General features: G+C 52.1%; 13 protein-coding genes. 5 read left to right on the top strand and 8 right to left on the bottom strand.

Annotated elements, in window-relative coordinates; translation table 11 throughout:
* Positions 1-86: 86 nt before the first annotated feature.
* Positions 87-1,484, top strand: a complete 1,398-nt coding sequence (locus AAY72_RS04430) for a coniferyl aldehyde dehydrogenase (RefSeq protein WP_057785739.1) — start codon at positions 87-89, stop codon at positions 1,482-1,484.
* Here AAY72_RS04430 and AAY72_RS04425 read toward each other — a convergent pair.
* Genes AAY72_RS04425 through prmB form a run of 3 tightly spaced genes read right to left on the bottom strand, consistent with a single transcriptional unit; the run spans position 1,481 to position 4,772 of the window.
* Positions 1,481-2,662: an MFS transporter gene (locus AAY72_RS04425; protein WP_057785738.1), complete on the bottom strand. Its 1,182-nt coding sequence runs from the start codon at positions 2,660-2,662 to the stop codon at positions 1,481-1,483. The genes AAY72_RS04430 and AAY72_RS04425 overlap by 4 nt on opposite strands.
* A gap of 46 nt (positions 2,663-2,708) precedes the next feature.
* Positions 2,709-3,815 carry a chorismate synthase gene (gene aroC / locus AAY72_RS04420; protein WP_057785737.1) on the bottom strand — a complete coding sequence of 369 codons (1,107 nt, stop codon included), beginning with the start codon at positions 3,813-3,815 and terminating at the stop codon, positions 2,709-2,711.
* Complete coding sequence (gene prmB, locus AAY72_RS04415) at positions 3,816-4,772, bottom strand: 50S ribosomal protein L3 N(5)-glutamine methyltransferase (RefSeq protein ID WP_057785736.1); 957 nt, start codon at positions 4,770-4,772, stop codon at positions 3,816-3,818.
* Positions 4,773-4,822: 50 nt separating this feature from the next.
* On the opposite strand from prmB, the gene smrB reads away from it, so the two are divergent.
* Positions 4,823-5,407 carry an endonuclease SmrB gene (smrB, locus tag AAY72_RS04410; protein WP_057785735.1) on the top strand — a complete coding sequence of 195 codons (585 nt, stop codon included), beginning with the start codon at positions 4,823-4,825 and terminating at the stop codon, positions 5,405-5,407.
* On the opposite strand, the gene sixA is transcribed toward smrB, so the two are convergent.
* On the bottom strand, positions 5,404-5,892 hold the full coding sequence (gene sixA, locus AAY72_RS04405) for a phosphohistidine phosphatase SixA (RefSeq protein ID WP_057785734.1): 489 nt from the start codon (positions 5,890-5,892) through the stop codon (positions 5,404-5,406). The genes smrB and sixA overlap by 4 nt on opposite strands.
* 219 nt (positions 5,893-6,111) lie before the next feature.
* On the opposite strand from sixA, the gene AAY72_RS04400 reads away from it, so the two are divergent.
* Both AAY72_RS04400 and AAY72_RS04395 read left to right on the top strand, forming a co-directional pair.
* Positions 6,112-8,877: an insulinase family protein gene (locus AAY72_RS04400; protein WP_057785733.1), complete on the top strand. Its 2,766-nt coding sequence runs from the start codon at positions 6,112-6,114 to the stop codon at positions 8,875-8,877.
* A 249-nt stretch (positions 8,878-9,126) separates the two neighbouring features.
* Positions 9,127-11,196, top strand: a complete 2,070-nt coding sequence (locus tag AAY72_RS04395) for a bifunctional diguanylate cyclase/phosphodiesterase (protein WP_057785732.1) — start codon at positions 9,127-9,129, stop codon at positions 11,194-11,196.
* Positions 11,197-11,513: 317 nt separating this feature from the next.
* Here the strand turns inward: AAY72_RS04395 and maoP are convergent, their stop codons facing one another.
* Entirely contained in the window at positions 11,514-11,861 is a 348-nt protein-coding gene (gene maoP / locus AAY72_RS04390; protein ID WP_008983170.1) for a DUF413 domain-containing protein, read from the bottom strand.
* Positions 11,862-11,989: 128 nt separating this feature from the next.
* Here maoP and AAY72_RS04385 point away from each other — a divergent pair, with 128 nt between their 5' ends.
* Positions 11,990-12,811 (top strand): LysR family transcriptional regulator, encoded by an 822-nt coding sequence (locus tag AAY72_RS04385; RefSeq protein WP_057785731.1) that lies wholly within the window; start codon positions 11,990-11,992, stop codon positions 12,809-12,811.
* Here AAY72_RS04385 and AAY72_RS04380 read toward each other — a convergent pair.
* The 3 genes from AAY72_RS04380 to fadI all read right to left on the bottom strand — a co-directional run bounded on the left by AAY72_RS04380 (position 12,797) and on the right by fadI (position 16,612).
* Positions 12,797-12,994 (bottom strand): hypothetical protein, encoded by a 198-nt coding sequence (locus tag AAY72_RS04380; protein ID WP_008983168.1) that lies wholly within the window; start codon positions 12,992-12,994, stop codon positions 12,797-12,799. The two genes, AAY72_RS04385 and AAY72_RS04380, sit on opposite strands and share 15 nt — an antisense overlap.
* A 172-nt stretch (positions 12,995-13,166) precedes the next feature.
* Positions 13,167-15,302, bottom strand: a complete 2,136-nt coding sequence (gene fadJ, locus AAY72_RS04375) for a fatty acid oxidation complex subunit alpha FadJ (protein WP_057785730.1) — start codon at positions 15,300-15,302, stop codon at positions 13,167-13,169.
* The gene (gene fadI / locus AAY72_RS04370; protein WP_057785729.1) at positions 15,302-16,612 is read right to left on the bottom strand and encodes an acetyl-CoA C-acyltransferase FadI; all 1,311 of its coding nucleotides are present in this window, start codon (positions 16,610-16,612) and stop codon (positions 15,302-15,304) included. The genes fadJ and fadI overlap by 1 nt, the downstream gene beginning before the upstream one ends.
* Positions 16,613-16,780: the final 168 nt, after the last annotated feature.

Raw genomic sequence — 16,780 nt, 5'->3', positions numbered from 1 at the left:
ACAAGCTCTGCCTTGTATAAACACCAGCCAAACGGCTGCAAAAACAAGCAGCAAACGTCAACACGCCCTAGCAGTAGTGAGTTCTGATGAGCATAGAAAGCCTGTTTCAACAGCATCAACAGCAGTTTAACGCCGAACCCTATCCATCACTTGCTACACGCAAGCAACGCTTGCAGCGTCTGGCTGGGTTGCTAAAACAATACGACACGGCGTTACAACAGGCCGTCGCCCGTGATTTTGGCCAGCGCAGCAGTGTTGAAACGCAGCTGCTGGAAATTGCGCCCAGTCTGCAGGGCATCAAATATCAGTTGTCACAGCTTAAAGGCTGGTTAAAACCGCAGCGCCGTGCCGTGCACTATACCTTTGCGCCGGCAAAAAACTTTGTGCTGGCGCAGCCGTTAGGTGTGGTTGGTATTATTGTGCCGTGGAATTATCCGATTTTTCTGGCACTTAGCCCGCTTATGGCGGTACTCTCAGCCGGTAATCAGGTGATGTTAAAGCTGTCGGAGTTTACTCCGGCAACCAATGCGGTGCTGGCTGAAATGCTGGCAGAGGGCTTAACTGACTGTGTTAGTGTGGTTCAGGGCGATGCTGGGGTTGCCGCCGATTTTGCCGCCCTGCCTTTTGATCATCTGTTGTTTACCGGCTCTACCGGCGTCGGACGCAAAGTGATGCAGGCTGCGGCGGCCAATCTTACCCCGGTGACGCTTGAGCTGGGCGGTAAAAGCCCGGCACTGCTGACAGCGGATACCGACTTAGTGCATTTTAGCCAGCGCTTGCTGTTTGGCAAAACCGCCAATGCCGGCCAAACCTGTGTCGCACCCGATTATGTGTTAGTGCCAAAAGCCCGGATCCCAGCGCTGATTAGCCAGCTGCAAGCCGATTTTGCCAAACTCTATCCTGATTTTGCCACTAACCCCGATTACAGCACGGTGATCAATACGCAGCATTATCAGCGCTTACAACAGCTGCTAAGCGAGGCGCTCTCTAAAGGCGCAACCGCTTATCCCTGTGCAGGAATAGGCAGCGAGCTGCAACAACAACAGCGCCGGCTACCGCTAACCTTGCTGGTTGATGTGCCCGAGGAGTGTCAGATTTTACAGCAGGAAATTTTCGGTCCCTTGTTGCCGATTATCGGCTATGACAGCTTTGAGCAGGCGCTTGACTATATTAAATCCAGACCCAGGCCGCTGGCGCTGTACTTATTTAGTGAAGATAAGCTGTTACAACAGCGAGTGTTAACCCAAACTCATGCCGGTGGTGTTTGTATTAACGATACGCTGCTGCATGTAGCGCAGGAGGACTTACCCTTTGGTGGCATCGGGCCATCAGGTTTGGGTAACTACCATGGTCCGGAAGGCTTTTGGCGTTTTTCCCACGCTAAGGCGGTGCACCAGAAAGGCCGCTTTAGTAGCAGCATTTTGATTTACCCGCCCTTTAACCGGCCGTTGTTTAAAGCGCTGCTTAAGTGGCTAATGCGCTAAGACGAATCCGTCGCTTTATCATCCGCTCGCGGCATAGTACGCGGTAAGCTTAGCGCCAATAGCATCGCTATTGCCGCTGCCAGTGCTGCCAACGTAAAGGTGGCACTGGCGCCAGCCCCATCGCGCCAGCTGATACCGGCAATATAGGCGCCGATAGCCCCGCCACCGCCATAAATAATACCGGCATAAAACGCCTGACCGCGGCCACGCTGTGCCTTGGGGAAAAACTGCTGAATAAACTGCATAGCGCCGCTGTGGGCAATGGCAAAGCTACCGGCATGTAACAGCATACTGGCTGCCAGCACCAGCGGCTGATCACCAAGATAAGCGACGATTAACCAGCGCAGCGCAGTTAAGCCATAACAGGCGGCCAGTAAATGCCCCAGTCTGAAACGGCCTAAAATGCGGCCAGCAAAATAAAAAGCGACAATCTCCGCCGCCACCGCTACGCCAATCAACAAGCCGGTAACAGTGCCGCTATAGCCCAGATCGCGGCAATACAGGGTAAAAAAGCCATAGTAAGGCGCAAAGCTCATTTGCAGCATTAAGGCCGCGCCCATAAACAGCCACAGCACCTTACTTTTGAATAACTGACGCCAGGATAAGTGCACCTGCTGACTGGCCGACAACTTAGGCAATGGTGGCAGTTTAAATAAGCTCAGTAGCAGTAAGCCTAAAAACAGCAGCGCCGTCGCCGGCATAAACTCACTGCCAAAGCGCTGAAATAAATAGCCGCCAAGCAGCACCAGAATGATATAACCGACACTGCCGGAAGTGCGGATGCGGCTGTAAGCACCGGCATCATCGTTCAACGCATGAAAGGTACAGACTTCGAGCTGCGGTAAAATAGCGGTCCAGAAAAAACTAAACAGCGCAAAGCCGGCCAGTAAGGGCCAAAAGCCGGCATCGACAAAGCTGCTGCACCAGGCCAGGATCGCGATAATGGCGCCAAAGCGCATAATGCTCAGCGGCCTGGCGGTTTTATCAGCCAGCGTGCCCCATAGCGCCGGGCCAACAATTCGCGTCGCCGTGACCAGCGCCAGCAATAAGCCTATTTGCGCCGAACTTAAACCGCGGCCATCCAGAAACAGCCCGAAATAAGGCACAAACAGGCCTAGGACGCCGAAATAAGCAAAATAAGCCAGCGCAAGGGCTGGCTTGGTGGCAAGTGTTAACACGACTGTTCCGTTAAACTAGTGTTATTAAAAAGCGGTATTAATTACTTTACTGCTGCCGTGCCAGTGCCGCGATATCTGGTGTACTGACCTGGACGCCGGCATTTTGGGCGCGATGGCGCAGCAGATGGTCCAGTAGCACAATGGCGAGCATGGCTTCGGCAACGGGTACCGCGCGAATACCGACACAGGGATCGTGCCGGCCTTTGGTCACCACATCCACCACTTCACCGGCGGTATTAATGGTTTTGCCCGGAATACTGATACTGGAAGTCGGCTTTAACGCCATGCTGACCAGAATATCCTGGCCACTGGAAATACCACCCAGGGTGCCACCGGCATGATTCGCCGTAAAGCCCTGCGGTGTCAGCTCATCACGGCCAGTGGAGCCACGCTGCTCAACTACCGCAAAACCATCGCCGATTTCCACTGCCTTAACGGCATTGATACTCATCATCGCATGGGCGATATCCGCATCCAGACGATCAAACACCGGCTCACCCAGACCGACCGGCACACCGGTTGCCACCACATTAACCCGCGCGCCAACCGAATCACCGTCTTTTTTCAGCTGCCGCATATAGTCATCCAGCGCTTCTAGCTTGCTGGCATCCGGGAAGAAAAAGGCGTTTTGTTCCACCTGCGACCAATCCAGCTGCTCGGCCTTAATCGGCCCCAGCTGCTGTAAATAGCCGCGGATTTCTATACCGCAGTGCTCAGCGAGATACTTTTTAGCGATGGCACCGGCCGCCACCCGTACTGCCGTTTCGCGCGCCGACGAACGACCACCGCCGCGGTAATCGCGAATACCGAATTTATGCCAGTAGGTATAGTCGGCATGGCCAGGCCGGAACTGGCTGGCAATATTGGCATAGTCTTGCGAGCGCTGATCAGTATTTTCAATCAATAAGCCAATACTGGCGCCGGTTGTCTTACCCTCGAACACACCAGAGAGGATTTTGACACTGTCTTCTTCACGGCGCTGTGTGGTGTAGCGCGACGTGCCGGGCTTGCGCCGATCAAGATCCAATTGTAAATCTTCGGCCGTTAATACCATACCAGGCGGGCAACCATCGACAATGCCGCCAATCGCCGGACCATGACTTTCACCAAAAGTCGTAACTTTAAATAACTGGCCGATGCTGTTACCTGCCATTTAACTTTCCTCGAATAAATGCTGGCAAGCGACAAGTTGTGCTTTGCTCAGTGCAAAGACACCAAGGCCTCCGGCACTAAACTCCAGCCAGCGAAATGGGACGTCTGGATATCTATACTGCAATTCAACCATACTATTGCCCACTTCACAAACTAAAATACCCTGCTCGGTTAAATGTGCGGCCGCATCGCGCAGGATCTGCCGGGTTAATGCCAGGCCGTCGATACCAGACGCCAGCCCCAATTCTGGTTCGTGCCGGTATTCATCCGGCAAATCAGCCATATCTTCAGCATCGACATAAGGCGGGTTGGTGACTATCAAATCATATTGCTGACCGGCAAGGGCACTAAAGCCATCTGACAGAATGGGGTAGACCCGCTCCTGCAGCTGATGCTCGGCAATATTCAGCTCGCATACTGCCAGTGCATCCTCGCTGATATCGACGGCATCAACCTGCGCTTCCGGGAAAGCCACCGCACAGGCAATGGCAATACAGCCCGAGCCGGTACAGAGATCCAGAATATGGGCCGGGCTGCTGCCAGCCGGTAGCAGGCCCTGAAACTGCTGCTTAATCAGCTCGCCAATCGGTGAGCGCGGGATCAACACCCGCTCATCGACATAGAACGGCAGATCACAAAAATAGGCTTGCTGGGTCAGATAGGCGGCTGGAATGCGCTGCGCAATCCGTTGTTCTAACAGCGCGACAAATTGCTGTTTCTCATCCAATGTCAGGCGCACGCTAAATAACTTTTCATCACGCAGGGGCGGCAAGTACAACACATGCGAGAGCATCACTGCGGCTTCATCCCAGGCGTTATCGGTACCATGGCCAAAATAAACCCCACCCTGGTGCATCCGGCTAACGGCCCAACGTAACCAGTCATGCAGGGTCTGCAGTTCGCTATAGGCGCGGTCCAGTAATTCAGGACTAAAGGGTGCGGGTAAGGTGTCAGACATGGTATCCTTGGCTCCGGTAGCAGCTAATAAGATAGTATAGATTAAGGCCGATGCAGCAAAAAAAGCCGAAGCCCGATGCACTCAGCGTCGAAGAGCGAGCCCTGTTTCGCGACAGTGTCGCCGGTGCCCGCCCGCTTGAGCAGGACAAGATACCGCCAGTTGTCAGACGCAGCAAGCAAAAACGCCTGCCGACAGCTGCCGCTGAGCTATCTGCGCAAAAACTGTTCTTTTTCTCCGATGAATATGAAGCCATTACCGACACCAGCGGCAGCTTGTCTTATGTGCAGCAGGGTGACGATCCGATGCTGGCCGGCCGCTTACGCCGCGGTGAATTAGAACCGCAGGTGGTATTGGATTTACACGGCATGACGGCCAATGAAGCGAAAACACAGCTGGCTGGCTTACTGGACTACTGTCAGCAGCAGCAATTTAATTGCGCCTGTGTCGTACATGGCAAGGGGCTGGGCATACTGGCACGTAAGGTACCAAACTGGCTGGTGCAACATCCGAATGTGCGCGCCTTTCACACTGCTCCGAAAACCTGGGGCAAGCATGGCGCCCTGTTGTTATTGCTTAAAATCAATCAGAGCAACGAGCAGCAATTTCGTGAACTGCCCGCTGCTGGCCGGCGCTAACTTTTTAACAACGTCAATTCGAGTGGCGAATTTTGCTCCAGCAATTTTCCGCCCCGTGCCGTCTGATAGTCGATACAGCACAAGGCTGCAGTGGTAAAGATCGGCGCTCTGCCGGTTTCGGTCAGGCTTTCCACCAGAAAACTTACCAACGGCATATGCGATACCAATAACACTCTGGCATCAGGTTGTTCAGCGAGCAATAAATCGAGAGCGGTTTTCACCTGTTCTGCCTGACCATCGGGTACTAACTGCTGCATCACCTGCAACTGACATCCGCGTTGCTGTGCCTCCAACATCAGTGCCGCCGTTTGCCGGGTTCGCAAATAGGGGCTGACCCACAGGTAATCAAATGCCGGGTATGCCTGCGCCAACCAGCTTGCCATTTGCTGAACTTCGCTGCGCCCCTGTGTGGTCAGGGCTCGCTGCTGATCGTCCACTGCTGGCGGCTCGGCTTCGCCGTGACGCATAATCACGATATTTACCATGAAGTTGTTACCATACTACTCTATCTGTCCCATCTCGGTGGTCTGTCTGTCCCATCTGGTCGGCTGTTTAGCAAATAAGCATGCGTCAGGTGAAAATAGTGCGCTATGATAATGAAAGTCAGCGGCCAGCGTAACTGCTATTAAAGCATAAGACTCATGCTGGTTATTACTTATCGCTATGAGAGGCCGGATACTCCCAGCCACTCCAAAGGATATCACTTGGCAAGCACATCTATCCTGCAAAGCCCGAATGATCCCAGACAATTTGAATACCTGAAATTGTCTAACGGTTTGGCCGTGCTGTTGGTTCATCAGGCCGATAGTGAAAAAAGCGCCGCCGCGCTGACAGTCAACGTCGGCCACTTTGACGATCCTGCAGACCGGGAAGGCCTGGCTCATTTTCTGGAGCATATGCTGTTTTTGGGCAGTCGCGCCTACCCGCAAGCCGGCGAGTTACAACACTTTATCAGTGAGCATGGCGGCAGTCACAACGCCTGGACCGGTACCGAACACAGTCAATTCTATTTTGATATCGAGCAGCAGCACTTTGCCGCAGGTTTAAGCCGCTTCGCTGCCATGTTTAGCGAACCGCTGTTCAGTAGTGACTATGTCGAAAAAGAACGTCAGGCTATTGAAGCTGAGTTCTCTTTAAAGCTGAAAGACGATAGCCGGCGAATTTATCAGGTGCACAAAGAAAGCATTAATCCGGCGCATCCCTTTGCCAAATTTTCTGTTGGCAACGCCCAAACTTTGGCTGATCGCCCCGGCGACAGCTTGCAACAGGCCGTCAGTCAGTTCTTCCACCAGCAATATAGTGCCCAAAGAATGAGTGTCTGTCTGATTGGCCCGCAAAGCCTGGCCGAGCTGCGCACTCTGGCAATACAAAGCTTCAGTCAGATCAGTGATCACCTGCCAGCGAAAGCACCGTTACAAGTCCCGCTATACCTGGAGCAACAGCAGCAGTTACAACTAAACATTAAGCCGCACAAAAGCAGTAACCGGCTGGTCATCAGCTTTGCGCTACCGGATATCCAACCCTGGTATCGCTATAAAGTAGTCAGTTTTGTCGCTCATCTGCTCGGTGATGAGGGCCCGGGTTCATTACTGGCGCTGCTAAAACAGCAGGGGCTGGTTAATCAGCTGAGTGCCGGCGGTGGTATTGACGGCAGTAACTACAAAGACTTTACTCTGGCATTTGAACTCACTGTGGCCGGACGACAACAGTACCGACAAATCGTGCAAACACTGTTTGCCAAAGTGCGTTTACTAAAAGACAGCCCCTTCCCGGCCAACTTATTTGCCGAGCGCCAGAAATTATTAAACTGGGCTTACCGCTTTTATGAGCCGGCGACAGTGTTACAAACTGCGACCGATCTGGCGCTGAATATGCAGCACTATCCGCTGCAGGATGTGCTGTTCGGTGACTACCGGATGGAAGTGCCACCCGAGGCGCTATATCGCCAGTTATTGGACTATTTTTGCAGCCGTAACCTGCGACTGATGTTAGTTGCAGATGATGTCACCACAGATCGCGAGGCACGCTGGTATCACACGCCTTATCAGTTACAGCCGTTGGATCCGAACTGGTTAACCACGCTGGATACTCAATCGCCCTTGCCAGAACTAAGCTTGCCACTACCTAATCCGTATTTGCAATCTGAACTCAAATTACTGGATAAAGCGGCGCATATGACCAGCCCGCAACACTTTTGTAACCAGCCGGCACTGCAGTTGTGGTACAAAGCAGACACCGACTTTGCCAGTCCCAAAGGTCATATTTATTTGCAAATTACCTTACCACAAAGCTGTGCCACTATCCGGCAACAAGCAGCCAGCCGGCTATGGGTAGAACTACTGCTGGATCGCTTTAACCAACAACTTTACGCGGCAACGACTGCGGGTTTAAATTACTTTTTACACGTGCACCGGCAAGGGATCAGTTTGCAAACCAACGGTTTAACTGCGAACCAATTAGCGCTGTTTGCCGATTTGCTGCGCCAACTGCCAGATCCGGTGTTTTGTCCGCAGCGTTTTGCGGAGTTAAAACAACTGCTATGCCGGCACTGGCAAAACAGTAGCAAGAACAAACCTGTTGCCCGGTTATTCAGTCAACTGTCTGCGCTGCTACAACCGCAAAACCCTGAACCGGAAGAGCTGGCGCAAGCCCTTGCTAAGTTAAGCTTTGCCGACTTTTCGTTGTTCAGGCAGCAATTGTGGCAACAGTTACATCTTGAAGCTTTGCTGCTCGGCAACTGGAGTCCGGCAGATGCCCAACAGCTGCAGACACTGTTAACCGATTGGCAAGGCGCTCAGGGGGCTGCGGGCCAGGCGCTCAGCGCTGTACAATATCGCTATGCTCAGCCCGGACCAGTGTGGTTATGCAGTGCCAATCCGCATCAGGCGGACCATGCTTTGGTCGCCTATCTGGCAGCGACTGACAAGTCACCGGCACAGATGGCGCGCTTTATGTTAGCGAACCACTTACTGGCGCCGCGCTATTTTCATCAACTGCGCACCGAGCAACAGCTTGGATATCTGGTCGGCACCGGTTATGTGCCGGTCAACACCCTGCCCGGCATGGCGTTTTATGTTCAGTCACCGGCTTATCCTGCCGCCGCACTCTACCAGGCAACAGTGCAGTTTTTTCAGCAATGCGTGAGCGAGTTAAGTTTACTGGATAACGACGAGTTTCAATCATTAAAGCAAGGGTTGGCGGCTCAGCTTTGTGAGCGGGATACCAGCCTGAGCGCCCGTGCCAAACGTTTCTGGCTGGCGCTGGGCCAGGCTGACTATCAGTTTGATTTAAATCAGCAAATTCTTAGTTGTTTAAATGCGTTAACCGCCAGCGACTTTCTGGCGTTCTTACAACAATTGCTGGCGCCAGACTATCCGGTGTTGATTCTGGCGACAGACAGTGCGCCGGAAAATAATTATGTACAATCTTTGCATAAAGCTGAATTACTGAAAATATTGCAACGGCAGTAAATTGCTTTTGACAGTACCGTTTTTCTTGGTTAACTTAGCCCAAAAGCAGTATAAAAAAATAATAAAGTGCGCGATAAAACAATTACTTTTCTTACCCTGACACTTTTGGGGCTAACGCTAGCAACGTTATTCTTCTTGCCCCTCGCTGCAGCGGCCCTTAGCTGGGATGCTGTACAACCTTATTTATTCCACGTTTTACTCGCGTTGGCACTTACCGGACTGCTATTAGCTCAACTCAGTTTGCGGCGGATGCGGCGTTACCATCAGGCGCTGGCGAAAAGCGAAGAACGCTTACGCTTATCGATTTGGGGCAGCGGTGATGAACTTTGGGACTGGAATATTGAAACCGGCGAACTTTATCGCTCCAGTGCCTGGCTTGAGCCGCTGGCGATAGCCCCAAAGACTGAAGATTTCCCACCGAATAAACAGCTGATTCATCCTCAGGATCTGGAACGGGTCAGCCACGCGCTATCGCAACATCTGGCCGGTAACAGCCCGTTTTTTGAAGCCAGTTACCGGGTTAAAACCGCGGATGAAACCTATATCTGGGTGTTAGACCGCGGCAAGGTTGTCTCATATAACGAGACCGGTAAAGCGCAACGGATGACCGGTACTCTGAAAAACATCAGCCAATTAAAGCAAGCTGAAGCACGAATGCAACTGTTTGCCCGCTGTCTGGAAAACATCTCCGATGCGGTGCTGATCTGTGATACCAAATTCAATATTATCGAAGTTAACCCGGCCTTCAGCGTCATCACCGGCAAGAGTCGCGATGAAGTGTTACAAAGCCGCTTTCAGCTTACGTTGTATCCGCCGCGCTTTATCCAAGAAATTGAAAAGAAACTGGTTAAAGACGGGCGCTGGAGTGGTGAGATCCGGGAACTGAAAACCAACGGCGATTACTACCAGGCAGAGTTAACCTTTGACGTGATCAAAGACGAGCAAGGCTTTATTACGCAGTATGTGGCAGTATTTTCCGATATCTCTGACCGCAAGAGACGCGAAGCTGAGCTAAGCCGGCTGGCCAACAGTGACACCCTGACCGGCTTGCCCAACCGCGCGGTCTTTATGAATAAACTGGCCAGCCTGGTAACCGACAAAACCGAACATGCACTGTTAGTGTTCGATCTGGATAACTTTAAAAAGATTAACGACTCATTGGGTCACGAGCTGGGTGACGCCCTGCTTTGCAAACTGGCCGAGCGCCTGCATAACAACAAATTGTTCCGCCAGAAACTGTACCGGCTGGGTGGTGATGAGTTTGCGGTGTTACTGGACAACACTAACGATATCCACGCCATTACCAGTCTGGCGAAAAGCCTGCTGGAGCAAATCAATAAGCCTTTTGCCGTTGATCAGCACGAATTAGCCGTTACCAGTAGTATTGGTATAGTGTTATTCCCGGAGGATGGTAAGGATCCGCAGGCGTTACTACGTAACGCTGATACGGCCATGTACCACGCCAAGAGTTCAGGCGCCAACCGCTATCTGTTTTTTAATGACACCATGAACAAACAGGCGGTAAAACGACTGCAAATTGAAAACCTGATCCGTCATGGCCTGAAAGAAGATTATTTTACGGTGTTTTATCAACCGAAGATGGATCTGCTCAGCGGCAAGGTGGTCGGGATGGAAGCGCTGGTGCGCTTTATCACGCCAAAAGGTGGCCTGGTCAGCCCCGGCAGCTTTATTCCGGTTGCCGAAGAAACCGGCCAGATTGTCGATATCGGTACCGTGGTATTACGTAAAGCCTGTATCGATGTAAAACGCTGGATTGCTCAGGGATTATTCCATGGCCGCGTCGCGGTGAACCTGTCGGCTAAGCAATTTATGCTGCCGTTTTTGTGTGACCAGATTGACGATATTCTGCAGCAAACCGATCTGCCTTCTTATCATCTGGAGCTGGAAATTACTGAGGGTACGGTAATGCAGTCGCCAAAACTGGCGATTGATACCATGAAAAAACTGCGTGCCCGCGGCATTCACCTGGCGATGGACGACTTTGGCACCGGTTACTCCTCGCTGGCTTATCTGAAACAATTCCCACTGAATACGCTGAAGATCGATAAAGCCTTTATTGACGATATGAGCAGTGCCCGTGGTCGCAATATGGTTGATACCATTGTCACTATCGCCCACAACCTGAGCTTAAGTGTCGTAGCTGAAGGCGTGGAAACCCACGAACAACTGGAACAACTGCGTAAGCTGCGCTGCGAAATTATTCAGGGTTACTACTATAGCAAGCCGCTGTCGGCGGAAGACTTTGCCGCCTTTCTGGTAGAGCAAAAGAAACAACGCCCTAAGGTCGCCTTGCTTTAGGACTCGTTAATCTAGGGCGTGTTGACGTTTGCTGCTTAGATTTTGTTCGCACTGGCGGCGCTTTGATCGCGAAACGAGGAGCGCAGTTTAGTTATTCTAAATAAGTGACGAGTGACAAAGAGCAAAGCGCCGCCAGCGCGAACCCTTCGGGCAGCGTTTGGCTGGCGTTTCTACTGCGTTATCGCTTGTTCATGTAGAATAACTACACATCACAAGCTCTGCCTTGTATAAACACCAGCCAAACGGCTGCAAAAACAAGCTGCAAACGTCAACACGCCCTAGGTTACAGCCGTAAAAAAAGCCCTGACGGGCTTTTTTTAATCGGCATCGGTCTCGACGTAAGAAAAGTCGTCCGAACCATCAGCGATACGCTTTTTGCCAAACACTGTGTGGAACTTACGCTTCTCAGCCAGCCGTTGTTTATACTTTAGCCAGGTTTTTTCATAGACTGAAGTGGCTTCCGCCTCACCACGACACACCAGCACAAAGCGCTGTTCTTCGTCGTTAGCTGGCTGTCTCGCACCCTGCTCCAGTTCCTGCATTGCTAAACCGTGTTTCTCCAGCAGATTGCCCTCTGCCAGTGTAAAGCGCCCGGACCGGGTAAAACCACGCGGGAAATTCCGGTCATCGAAAAAGCGACGATTAGCGACAAAACTTTGCTGCATCACTTTTTTCCTCTCATGTCGTTGAATATCAAGCCAGCCTGTTTAAACTGTGCGGAGTATGGTTAACAAAATTCCTGTCGTAAAACAAAAGTTTTTTATGGTTACGATAAATTTAATTTGAGGCTAGCTTGGATACTGACTTACTGAAAACCTTCCTGGAAGTACAGCGCACCCGCCATTTTGGTAAGGCTGCTGAAAATTTATACCTCACGCAATCTGCGGTGAGTTTTCGGATCCGTCAACTGGAGCAACAACTGGGGGTAAATCTATTTATCCGACATCGCAATAACATTCAGTTAACAGCCGCAGGGGAACGTTTGTTGCCACATGCGCAAACCATGCTGGCAGCGCTACAAAAAGCCCGCCAGGACGTTGCCAACAGCGTCAACGAGCCCTGCTATTTCCAACTTGGGGTAGCACCACTGTTTGTCAATTCGCTGCTCACAGCACCGCTCAGGGCGTTACAACAACGGCTGCCAGAATTGAATCTGCGTATCGATTCGTTGTCGCGGGAGCACCTGAGTCAACAGCTACTGAGCCAACAGCTGGATCTGGCGCTGCTAACCGAACCGGCAAAAACCGACGAGTTGTATGGTGTTGCGCAAGGACAAGTTACTTTGCTAGCGGTATGCCAGGGTTCGGCGGTGGTGGACGAGCTGGCGTACTGCCATCTGGATTGGGGCTATCATCCGGGCCATCAGTCGGCAAACCGGACCACCCTGCGCACTAACAGTTGTGAGCTGGCATTAGACGCAGTATTACACCAGGCGGTTTACAGCTACTTACCGGCGCCGTTACTGCAGCCATATCTGAGCAGCAAGCAATTACAACCCATGCCACAACTTCCCAGCCTGGTATTACCTTATTACCTGGTATGCCATCGGGAGCGACGTGAAGACAATCTGATTAAACAGATCAGTCAACAGCTACTGACCTTAGGGGCGGAATAAACCGGCATTGCGGCCACGGGCGCGACGCAATAATAAGCGTTTGTGGCTGTTAAACAGCGGTAACAATAACGGACCGGTAAAGATGGCTGCAACCGCCCAACGCAACGCGGCCATGCCACTGCGTAGTGCTGCAATATAAACCCCCACTGCTACCATTAACCAAACTACCGGAACCAATAACACCTGGTCACTCCTCTACAACGCAATCTGAGCTGACGATTATATCAGCAATCCAGACGTCTTGCTGTTATCCTTTAGTTGCATTTTTATACAAAAAAGGCAGCAAAAAGGGCCCGCAGGCCCTTTAATAGTTCGACCAGTAACAATTAATCATTGTTACTGGGAAGCGGTGAAGCTATGAATAGAAACGCTCGCCTTGCTCCGCCATTTTTAACAAGGTATCGCACGGCGTAAAGCGGCTACCAAAGCGGCTTTCCAGCTGCCGTAAGGTCGCCACCAGATTATTGACACCCAGCTTATCGATATAGCGGAACGGACCACCAAGGAACGGCGGGAAACCGATACCAAAGATGGCACCAATATCCCCATCCCGGGCCGAGGCAATAATACCCTCTTCCAGACAACGTACCGCCTCATTTAACATCTGCGCGGTACAGCGGCTGGCAATTTCATCGCTATTTAGCGCCGGCGCCGGTGTTACGCCAAGCACTGCATACACCGACTCATCAACCAGCTTTTTACCTTTTTTCGCGGCCTTACCATAAAGATAAAACCCTTTTTCGGTTTTCTTGCCTTTACGGCCATCGGCCAGCAGTTTGTCAAAAGCAGCCGGGGCGGCAAAGCGCTCACCGAGCTCAGCCGTTAAAATCGGAGAAATTTTGGCGCCAACATCAATACCCACTTCATCCAGCAGCGTCACCGGGCCTACCGGGAAGCCGAATTTGACCAGTGCACGGTCAATTTTTTCTACCGGCTCACCGGCAAGCAGAATATTGGCCGCCTCATTCATATACAGCGCCAGAATGCGGTTAACGTAGAAACCGGCACCGTCTTTAACCACGATCGGCGTTTTGCCTTGCTTACGGGCGAAAGCAACCGTAGTAGCGATGGTCTCCGCAGAGGTTTTGTCATGCGCAATCACTTCTACCAGCGGCATTTTATCTACCGGTGAGAAGTAATGCAGACCGATCACATTTTCCGGGCGCGCTGCCTTTTCGGCAATTTTGTGAATAGGTAACGAACTGGTATTGCTGGCAAAGATGGTATGCTCCGCACAGTGCTGTTCAATATCAGCCACCATTTGCTGCTTTAAGCTCAGATCTTCAAATACCGCCTCAACCACGATATCGACATCATGGAAACCACTGTAATCGGTAGTGCCGGTGATCAACAGCAGCTGCTTTTGCATCTCGGCCTTGCTGATAAAGCGCTTTTTATATTTTTTGTTCAGGATATCAAAGCTGTATTTCAGCGCATTATTAATACCCTGCTCAGCGATATCTTTGATCCGCACCGGTACACCGGCCTTGGTGGCGCTGACATTGGCAATACCGCCGCCCATCAGACCGCCGCCCAGTACTGCGGCTTTGCGCACCTTACGCGGTTTAGCATCACCGGCACCGCTTTCTTTCTTCATCTGAGTGGTGGCAAAGAAAATACTGCGCAGCGCCGCCGACTCTGACGTCATACAAAGCTGGCCAAAGGCTTTGGCCTCTGCGGCCAGGCCTTTTTGATAGCCTTGCTCGACGCCGGTTTGAATCACTTCAATAATCCGCAGGGCGGCAGGATAATTGCCCTGGGTTTTCTTCAGCGTTTGTTTTAGCGCCTGTGAAAACACCAGTTTGCGACCTGGTCCGGTATTTTCCAGCAGTTTATTCAGCAGGCTCTGCTTTTTCGCTTCGCGCCGTGGTTTACCGGCCAGCGCTTTTTTCACTGCGGCATCGAGCAGAATGCTCTCCGGCACCACTTCATCGACCAGACCGAGCTTCTTCGCCTGGGCAGCACGCAATTGCTTACCCGTCAGGATCATATCCAGCGCTTTTTGCACGCCAACTAACTTCGGTAAACGCTGGGTACCACCACTGCCCGGTAGTAAGCCCAGCTGTACTTCCGGCAAACCCAGCACAGTTTTCGGGCTGCTGCTGGCAACCCGGGCATGACACGCCAGTGCCAGCTCCAGACCGCCACCTAAGCAAGGGCCATGGATCGCAGCAACGACCGGCAGGCGCAGTTGCTCCAGCCGGTCGAACATTTGTTGTCCCATCGCGGCAATAGTTTGCGCCTGCTCTGCCGTCTGACAGGCATCGAGCATGCTGATATCGGCGCCGGCAATAAAGGAGTCTTTTTTGCCGCTGATAAAGACCACGCCTTTTAAGGTACTGTCGTTAGCCAGCTGTTTCAGCATGGCATCAATTTCATCGGCAAACGAGGCTTTCAGGACATTCATGCTTTCACCCGGAATATCCATGGTGATCACGGCCACCTTGTCATCGCGGATGCTTAAGCTAAAGCTGCTTACTGTCTCAGTCATTATTCGGTCTCCACAATCATCGCTGCGCCTAAACCGCCGGCGGCGCAGGCAGTGGTCAGGCCGATGCCACCACCACGACGTTTTAATTCATTCAGGGTTTGCACTATTAAGCGGGTGCCGGTCGCGGCAAAGGGGTGGCCATAAGCCAGTGAACCACCGTTGACGTTAAATTTGTTCATATCAATTTCGCCAATGGCTTCGCTGCGGCCCAGCTTTTCTTCAGCAAATTTACGGCTACCAAACATCTTCATATTGGCCAGCGCCTGCGCAGCGAAGGCTTCATGCATTTCAATCAGCGTCAGATCCGACAGTTTCATCCCGGCGCGATCCAGCGCGATCGGCGTCGCATAAGACGGGCCCATCAGCATATCTTCATGTACGCCGATGGCCGAAAAGGCGTAGCTGCGCAGATAACCCAAAGGGGTATAGCCCAGCGCCTTGGCGCGGCCTTCGGTCATCATCAGTACTGCAGAAGCACCATCGGTCAGCGGCGTACTGTTTGCCGCCGTTACAGAGCCATGCACCCGGTCAAATACCGGCTTTAATTTGACGTAGGAGTCGAGTTTCGACTCCATCCGGATATTGTTATCGATCTTTAAATAGCGGCTGTACGGCTCAACATAGGCGGTCATTACCTCATCGGCCAGCTTGCCGGCTTGCCAGGCAGCCGCCGCCAGCGTGTGCGAGCGGTGTGCCAGTTCATCCTGCGCCGCCCGGCTGATACCATGGCTTTTCGCCATTTGTTCAGCCGTATCGCCCATTGACAGGCCGGTGCTGTATTCGGCTACCGCTGGTGGAACCGGCAGTAAGTCTTTCAGGCCCAAGCGGCGGAAAATTGCCAGTTTCTGGCCCAGAGTTTTAGCTTTATTGACATCGACCAGGGCGCGCGCCAGTTTCTTGCTCACGCCAATAGGTAAGACTGAGCTGGAGTCCGCACCACCGGCAATGGCGATCTGCGTAACACCGGCCAGCATGGATTCGGCAACACTGACTACTGACTGAAAGCTGGTGGCACAGGCGCGGGTGACACTAAAGGCGTCAGTGTGTACCTGCATACCGGTGCCCAGCACGATTTCGCGGGCAATATTCGGTGCTTCCGGCATTTGTACCACCTGACCGTATACCACCTGCTCGACCAGAGCCGGATCCAGCTCAGCCCGGATCAGCAGTTCGTTAACCACCAACTTACCCAGATCCAGGGCGGATACGCCATGAAACTCAGTAGCTTGTTTAGCGAAAGGCGTACGAAGCCCGGAGACGATCGCAATCCGCTCACCATCACGGGTTCTCAGGTTGATAGGCGCTGCCATAGTTATCCTCTTGTTTTCTGATGGCCTGATTACAGGTCAGACCTCTGATATTCATCCGATTGTAACCACTGTCTACCGAAATTAAAACAGTTGTTTTAAAACTCTTGTATTAGCATAGTGGGAACCTTATAAAGAGTTATGAGTCCTAACGTCGCTATTCGCCATAGT

Origin of the sequence: Alishewanella sp. WH16-1 (genome assembly GCF_001441695.1) — a bacterium.
In the GTDB taxonomy this organism is placed as follows: Bacteria; Pseudomonadota; Gammaproteobacteria; order Enterobacterales; family Alteromonadaceae; genus Alishewanella; species Alishewanella agri.
Note: the sequence above shows the minus strand (reverse complement) of the source record. Positions and strands in the feature narration are given on the sequence as shown.